This is a genomic window from Cupriavidus sp. 8B (assembly GCF_054589115.1).
Window position 1 is genome coordinate 1 of sequence record NZ_BAAILO010000193.1, and the last position, 6,904, is coordinate 6,904.

The 6,904-nt window shown below is 55.6% G+C and carries 7 protein-coding genes; 6 read left to right on the top strand and 1 reads right to left on the bottom strand.

Features of this window, described 5'->3' with window-relative positions:
- Positions 1–115: 115 nt before the first annotated feature.
- On the bottom strand, positions 116–517 hold the full coding sequence (locus ACYP5B_RS18895) for a tripartite tricarboxylate transporter substrate-binding protein (RefSeq protein ID WP_459570720.1): 402 nt from the start codon (positions 515–517) through the stop codon (positions 116–118).
- On the opposite strand from ACYP5B_RS18895, the gene ACYP5B_RS18900 reads away from it, so the two are divergent.
- From ACYP5B_RS18900 to ACYP5B_RS18925, 6 genes are all read left to right on the top strand, one after another.
- Complete coding sequence (locus ACYP5B_RS18900; RefSeq protein WP_459570721.1) at positions 504–791, top strand: hypothetical protein; 288 nt, start codon at positions 504–506, stop codon at positions 789–791. The genes ACYP5B_RS18895 and ACYP5B_RS18900 overlap by 14 nt on opposite strands.
- A 355-nt stretch (positions 792–1,146) precedes the next feature.
- Positions 1,147–1,278, top strand: coding sequence for a hypothetical protein (locus ACYP5B_RS18905; RefSeq protein ID WP_459570722.1), 132 nt, complete (start codon positions 1,147–1,149; stop codon positions 1,276–1,278).
- Between the two features lie 65 nt (positions 1,279–1,343).
- Positions 1,344–2,669, top strand: a complete 1,326-nt coding sequence (locus ACYP5B_RS18910; protein ID WP_459570723.1) for an NAD(P)/FAD-dependent oxidoreductase — start codon at positions 1,344–1,346, stop codon at positions 2,667–2,669.
- A gap of 252 nt (positions 2,670–2,921) precedes the next feature.
- Positions 2,922–4,199 carry an NAD(P)/FAD-dependent oxidoreductase gene (locus tag ACYP5B_RS18915; protein WP_459570724.1) on the top strand — a complete coding sequence of 426 codons (1,278 nt, stop codon included), beginning with the start codon at positions 2,922–2,924 and terminating at the stop codon, positions 4,197–4,199.
- A gap of 82 nt (positions 4,200–4,281) precedes the next feature.
- Entirely contained in the window at positions 4,282–5,271 is a 990-nt protein-coding gene (locus tag ACYP5B_RS18920) for an ornithine cyclodeaminase family protein (protein WP_459570725.1), read from the top strand.
- A 230-nt stretch (positions 5,272–5,501) separates the two neighbouring features.
- Entirely contained in the window at positions 5,502–6,473 is a 972-nt protein-coding gene (locus tag ACYP5B_RS18925; RefSeq protein WP_459570726.1) for a threonine/serine dehydratase, read from the top strand.
- Positions 6,474–6,904: the final 431 nt, after the last annotated feature.

Below are 6,904 nucleotides of genomic sequence, written 5' to 3' on the forward strand. Positions count from 1 at the left end.
CAAGATTACTACTCGAAAAATAGAAGTAATCTTGGTACGGAGGCTAACAGGGAAACCGCTAACCTTTTGATTTACAAACTCTTTTGACAAGGCCTGGAGGGAGCACTTTTACACTTCACGAACGCGAGCGACGGTCCATATAACTCAGCCCGCTGCGAGCACGCGGATATTGCGCAGGGGCTTTTGGATGACAGGTTCCGATGGGATGGCTTATTCGACACGTGCGCCCGGACTGACGCACGATGTCGCCCCAGCAGGTGTTCTCGGTCTGGATAAAGGTGCCAAGGCCCTTGGCCGAGCCGCCGCGCGGCTCGCTGCCTTCTTCACGCAGCTTGCTGACGATGTCCGGCTGCGCCAGCGCCTTGTTGACCTCGACATTCAGGCGCGCCACCACTTCCGGCGGCGTGCGGGCCGGTGCCACCAGTGCCTTCCAGTCCTCTGCTTTGAAACCGGCATAGCCTGACCCAGCAATGGTAGGCACAGCTGACAGCAATGGCATGCGCTTGGCCGAGGTCACCGCCAGCGCGCGGACCTTTCCAGCCTGCGATTGGGGGCGTCGCGAAATTGAAATCGGTCTGCCCGCCCATCAGGACGTGCAGGCGCGGGGCCTGCCGCGCACGGAGGTCGACGACCTCCTGGTCTGCACCGAGGCCCGCGTGGTACTGACTTCGAGGGGCGAGCCGCGCGGCTTCGCCATGCTGCGCCGCTTCAGTCGCGGCCATGGTATCGACGCCGTGGTAACGCTCGGCGTCGATGGCGCAGCCGCTGGTCGCGTACCTGACCGGCCTTAATGCAGGCAACTTTACCCGCATCGACATCGACTGAGCCAGCGGGCTGGGGGAGCGGCTAGATAGCATGGGCTTGATGTGCATGGACGCACCCACAACCATGGTGAGCGGGGCGCCACTGGCCGCATCGTGGGGGGCGCCGGCGCTGGTTGCGCTCGTGACCCAGGCTCATGGGCTGAGTCCGCGGCAGGCTCTTGAAGCGCGCTGCCAAACATTCTGCTGCCACAGGTGCGCATTACGGCAGCGTCCTTCGTTTGGCCCATCAATGCAGCAGCATCCTATTTGCGACCTGCCTTAATCTTTAGGCAAAGGCCAGCCATTGTCCTGCGCACATGAATGGACTCGAACGGAGCCCCCAATGACCCAACTCAATGAGCTCCCCAGCTCGCCGCGCTTGAAGCCGCCGATCGCGCACACCGTGCGCGATGCGCGCGGGCGAATTGCCGCGTCGCATCATCTGACCATTAAGCCTGCCTTAACGGCGGCTTAATTGATTTTTCAGCAACGCGAGCCACATAACGATGCACCAAAACAGAACTGAAGGAGCTTCCGCAGATGCGCGTACCGTTGACCAATATTGATACCACACCGACGCTACCGCGAAGCGCTGATGTCGTCGTCATCGGCGCGGGGATCGTCGGTGTATTCACAGCATGGTTTCTGGCGAAGCGGGGCGTGAAAGTCGCGCTCATCGAAAAAGGCCTGGTCGGCGGCGAGCAATCCAGCCGGAACTGGGGCTGGTGTCGGCAGCAGAACCGCGATGCACGCGAATTGCCCATCGCGACCGTGAGCCTGCGGCTGTGGGAGCGGTTTGAAGCCGAATCCGGCGAGACCACGGGCTTTCGTCGCAGTGGCCTGCTGTATCTGAGCAATGATGACAGCGAACTCGCCACCTGGACGCGCTGGTGCGAATTTGCGCGCACGGCGGGTGTCAGGACTGAGGTGTTGCGCAGCAAACAGGCCACCGAGAGGGCAAGCGCGACAGGACGCAACTGGAAGGGCGGGGTGTTCGCACCGACAGACGGCATTGCCGACCCGGCCAACGCCGCGCCAGCCGTGGCTCGCGGCGTCATGAAACTAGGGGGGACGATTCACCAGAACTGCGCGGCACGCGGCATCGAGACTGCGGGCGGCCGGGTCAGCGGTGTCGTGACCGAACATGGCACGATCCGGACGACGATCGCCGTGCTGGCGGGCGGCGCATGGGCTTCCTCATTCTGCCGGCAACTCGGCATCCGGCTGCCGCAGGCGACCATTCGCTCATCGTTGATGTCGGTTTCGCTGCCACGAGGCACGTTGCCCGACGCGTTGCATACATCGGCCATCACCATCACCCGACGCGGTGACCAAGCATATACGCTCGCGATCAGCGGTCTGGGAAAGCTCGACGTGACATTGCAAAAATTGCGATACGCGAACGACTTCATGCCGATGTTCGGACGTCGCTGGCGCAGCCTGAGTCCAGGAAATCTGGAAGGCGTCCGTTCCGGTCACGAAGGGATGCGGCACTGGCGACTTGACGAGCCGACGCCGATGGAAAAGATGCGGGTACTGGACCCCTGTGTCGATGAAGCCACGCTCAGGGAAATTCGCAAGCGGGCGATCGATCTGTGTCCGGTGATCCGAGAAAGTCGGATGACTGCATCATGGGCGGGCTATATTGACACGACGCCGGACGGCGTTCCCGCCATCGGCGAAGCAAAGGAACTGCCGGGCTTCGTGCTGGCCGCAGGCTTGAGCGGTCACGGTTTCGGGATCGGGCCGGGATGCGGCCATCTCGTTGCGGATCTGGTCACAGGTGTGAAGCCGATCGTCGATCCCGAACCCTACCGTCCGGCGCGACTCAATGAATCGGTCTGGGGAAAGGTTGCCGACTTTTAAGACCAGTTTTTGCCGCTCCTGCACACGCTGTCGGGTATGGGCGGCGCAAGGTGGATCCCGTCCAGGTTCGGGATCGGGCAGACGAATCGTCCGGGCGCGGTCCCGCAAGGTCTGCGCGCCATCGTTGGCCCGTGAGGTTTGTGCCGCCAACGCGGCCGAGCCGAGCAGCGGATCCGACGGTTTTTGCGTCTCGTTCGTGGATCGCGCTGAGCCTGCCGGGCGAAGAGCAGTCAGCCAGCTTTGGAGTTTGTAATGCATCTCAGTTCTTACTGGCTGGATACGTCGGAGCCATTCGTCAGCCGCTCACCTGACGTGCCCGGTGGAAGTTGCGACGTGGTCGTGGTTGGCGGGGGTATCACTGGCACGGCGGCTGCATTGGCGCTAGCCAAAAAAGGCGCACGCGTCATGGTCTGCGAAGCAGGAACCGTGGGGCAGGCGGCGTCGGGACGCAATGGCGGCATGTGCAACAACGGCTTCGCGCAGGATTACGCTTCACTCTCGCAGCGCATCGGCGCGGAATTGGCCAACCGGCTATATCTCGCGTTCGATGCGGGCGTCGATACGGTCGAGCGGCTGGTCAGGGAAGAGTCGATCGATTGCGATTTCGTCCGCAGGGGAAAGCTCAAGCTCGCGGCAAAGCCCGAGCACTACGACAAGCTTGTGCGAAGTCAGGCGTTGCTCGCCGCGAGCGTGGACCCGGAAACGCGCCTTGTGACGAAAGCAGAGCTTCGTGACGAGATCGGCTCGGACCGCTATCACGGCGGGTTGATCTTCGAGAAGAGTGCCGGGATGCACGTCGGTCGCTATGTTCGCGGTCTCGCGAAGGCTGCGGAGGCGCGCGGAGCGCACATTCTGGAGCGTACGCCAGTTCTCGGGTTACAGAGGGAAACTCGGCGCGGAAACGTGGTCCGAACGCCGCGTGGAAAGATCCGCACGCCGCAGGTACTTCTGGCAAGCGGCATCTCGCAGGTCGGACCGTTCGGCTGGATCCGGCGCAGGATCGTGCCGGTTGGGGCTTTCCTCATCGTCACCGAGCCCTTGCCGCAGGAACTGCTCGACCGGCTGCTGCCAACCCGCCGGATGGCCACCGACACCAAAAACTTCGTCAACTTCTTTCGTGTCACTCCCGATAATCGCATGCTATTTGGCGGTCGTGCACGCTTCGCGACGTCGAATCCCAGTTCGGACGAAAAGAGCGGACTGATCTTGCGACAGCAGATGGCCACTGTGTTTCCCGAGCTGGCCAACGTGCGCATCGACTATTGCTGGGGCGGCATGGTCGACATGACGGCCAACCGCCTGCCGCGCGCGGGCCAGCGAGACGGTGTCTACTATTCGATGGGCTATAGCGGCCACGGCACCCACATGGCCACGCTGATGGGCACGCTGATGGCGGAGATCATGGACGGACGCGCCGACCTCAACCCGTGGAAAGACTTCGACTGGCCTGCTATCCCCGGTCACTTCGGCAAACCATGGTTTTTGCCCTTCGTGGGCGCATGGTATCGACTCAAGGACACGCTGCACTGAATTCACCGGTTCGTCACCTGATGCAAGCGGAAAGGCTGGATCGGTTCTTTATTTTCCCGGAAAAAATATGGAGATGATACAAATGAAAACACTGTTGCTTAAAAAAGAGGAAGTAAGCAGATTAATCTGCATGAGGGAAGTCATAGGAACGGTGGAAGATGCATACAAGGCCTTTAACAGTAATCAGGTGGTTCAACCTGGCTATATAGGGATACACCTCCCTTCACCTCGGGGCGAAATTGACTTTAAGCTTGGTTACTATAAACCCAATGAAATAATCTCCATGAAAGCGTCATCTGGAGGGTTCATTAATAACCTAACAGCACACGGCGTGCCTAGCGGCATGGGGACCATTCTTCTATTTGATGCCAGGAGCTGTGCGTTGATTTGCGTTATGGATGGCAGCTTGATCACCGGTCTCAGAACTGGGGCGTCTGGATCTATTTCAGTAAAAGCACTGGCAAGAAAAAAAGCGAAAACAATTACGTCTATCGGCACAGGAAATCAGGCAAGGATGCAAATCCGGGCAATCAATGAGATTATGAAGATTGAAGAAATCCATGCATGGGACAGCAATCCGGATACGCTTTCTAAATATAAAACTGATATCGAAAGCGAGTTTGGTATTCCTGTAGTGATGGCAAATTCCAAAAAAGAAGCTGTTGCGCAGGCTGATATCTTAATTACTACGACCCGCGGGAAAGGGTCGTTAGTGGAAGCCGATTGGGTAAAACCCGGCACACACATTGTTGCAATTGGCACAGACCAACTAGGTAAACAAGAACTGGATCCAGAGATATTCAGAAATGCCAAAATAGTAAATGACTCAATTGAGCAGTGCATCGAAAAAGGCGAAACATGGCATCCGCTGAATAAAAACATCATCACCAAATACGATATTCACGGAGAAATTGGCGAGATATTGTTGGGCAAAAAACCAGGAAGAGAAAATGATAATGAAATCACAATTTTCGACTCCACAGGAATGGCTATACAGGACAATACTACCTCGGCAAGAATCTATCAGAACGCAATAGAACGTAAGGTTGGAACTTTCTTTGAGTTTCTTTGAATAAGAATTTACTCAATAGATATTATTCACATAAAGTCACTTCAAAATAACCGCCTTAAACGAATCCCATTTTGTAAAACGAATATGGATCTTACTCTTGGCCATTGTGTGCAGTTGCATTGTGAGCAAATCAAGGGTTTACCCCAAACAATCAAATCAACTATCGACTAACGCCGTCTGTCCCGTTATGTTCGAAGGAACGTTTTTGACGTGGAAAGGTGATAAGCACTATGCGCAACTACCCTACTATTCAGGACATTCGAGAAGCCCAGGAACGGCTGAAGCCCCACATCAGACATACACCGTTATTGCGTGCAGAGAAAATTGAGGAAACCGTTGGTTGTCAGATATATCTAAAACCAGAGATGCTGCAAATTACTGGGGCCTTTAAAATTCGAGGCGCTCTAAACAAGTCACTCTCACTACCAAAAGATGATATAGCTAACGGCATCATTGCCACTTCTTCAGGCAATCACGCCCAAGGGCTTGCTTATGCAGCCAAAACGCTTGGCGTAAAAGCGATATTGGTACTTCCGGTTACCACTCCAAAAATTAAAATTGCCAACACAAAAGCCCTCGGCGCAGAGGTCATTCTTTTTGATGGTGATACTGCCGCGAGATGGAAAAGGGTCTATGAAATTGCTGAAGAACAGAACTATGCAGTTGTTCACGCTTTTGAGGACCCGCTGGTAATGGCTGGTCAGGGAACAATAGGTTGTGAAATATTGGAGGACTTGGAAGATGTGGACACGGTAATTATTCCCATGGGCGGCGGAGGCCTTATTTCAGGAATCGCGACCGCCATCAAAGAAACGAAACCATCGGTACGTGTTGTAGGCGCAGAGCCTGCCTTAACACCAAAGTATTTTCACAGCAGAAAAAATAAGAAACGTACATCACTTCCTTTAAAAAATACCATTGCGGATGGATTAAGAATAAGTGTTCCAGGTCAAAACCCATATCCCATTATTGAAAAGTATGTAGACGAGATTGTTCTCGTTGAAGACGAACATATCATTGCGGGTATGCGTATGCTTGCCAAGGATGCGAAATTGATTGCTGAGCCCGCAGCCTCAATTGGCATTGGATCTTTGTTGGCCGGTGCCGTAAAAGTTAAACCAGATGAGAAAGTCTGCGTGGTATTGACTGGCGGGAACTGGGATTTATGTGACCTTGCTGAGATATACAAACTTATTGAGTAAGCTTGCTTATCCAGAAATGACTCTAAAATTACCCTACCAATAAAAAAGTTGAGCTTGACCTTGCCTTTGCAGATACCGCACTTGACTTCATTAGCAGTGCACAAGGACTGGTTTCGGGACGTGCCGACGTCGTCGTGGTCGGAGCGGGCTTCACCGGGTTGTCGGCGGAGCTGGCCTTGGCCAAGCGCGGTGCTTCGGTGACAGCTTCGAATGCACTGCAGGGTCGTATCGACGCAAGTTAAAGGAAACCGAAGTGATGCATATCTTGTCCGGGCGGGGACGCTTTACCCATCCCCTTATACAGAAGTAGAACCGTCTCGGCAGCGGGGCATGGAGTGGATAGCGTCAAGCAGGATGTCCGGTTTACCGACAAACATCTTGGCCGGCGCATTGACTCATCAGAACTGCAACCCGTGCTGACCTGTTGCCTC

Coding starts and splice junctions, on each gene's coding strand:
- ACYP5B_RS18905 (WP_459570722.1), top strand. CDS start 1,147: ATGACCCAACTCAATGAGCTCCCCAGCTCGCCGCGCTTGAAGCCGCCG.
- ACYP5B_RS18910 (WP_459570723.1), top strand. CDS start 1,344: ATGCGCGTACCGTTGACCAATATTGATACCACACCGACGCTACCGCGA.
- ACYP5B_RS18915 (WP_459570724.1), top strand. CDS start 2,922: ATGCATCTCAGTTCTTACTGGCTGGATACGTCGGAGCCATTCGTCAGC.
- ACYP5B_RS18920 (WP_459570725.1), top strand. CDS start 4,282: ATGAAAACACTGTTGCTTAAAAAAGAGGAAGTAAGCAGATTAATCTGC.
- ACYP5B_RS18925 (WP_459570726.1), top strand. CDS start 5,502: ATGCGCAACTACCCTACTATTCAGGACATTCGAGAAGCCCAGGAACGG.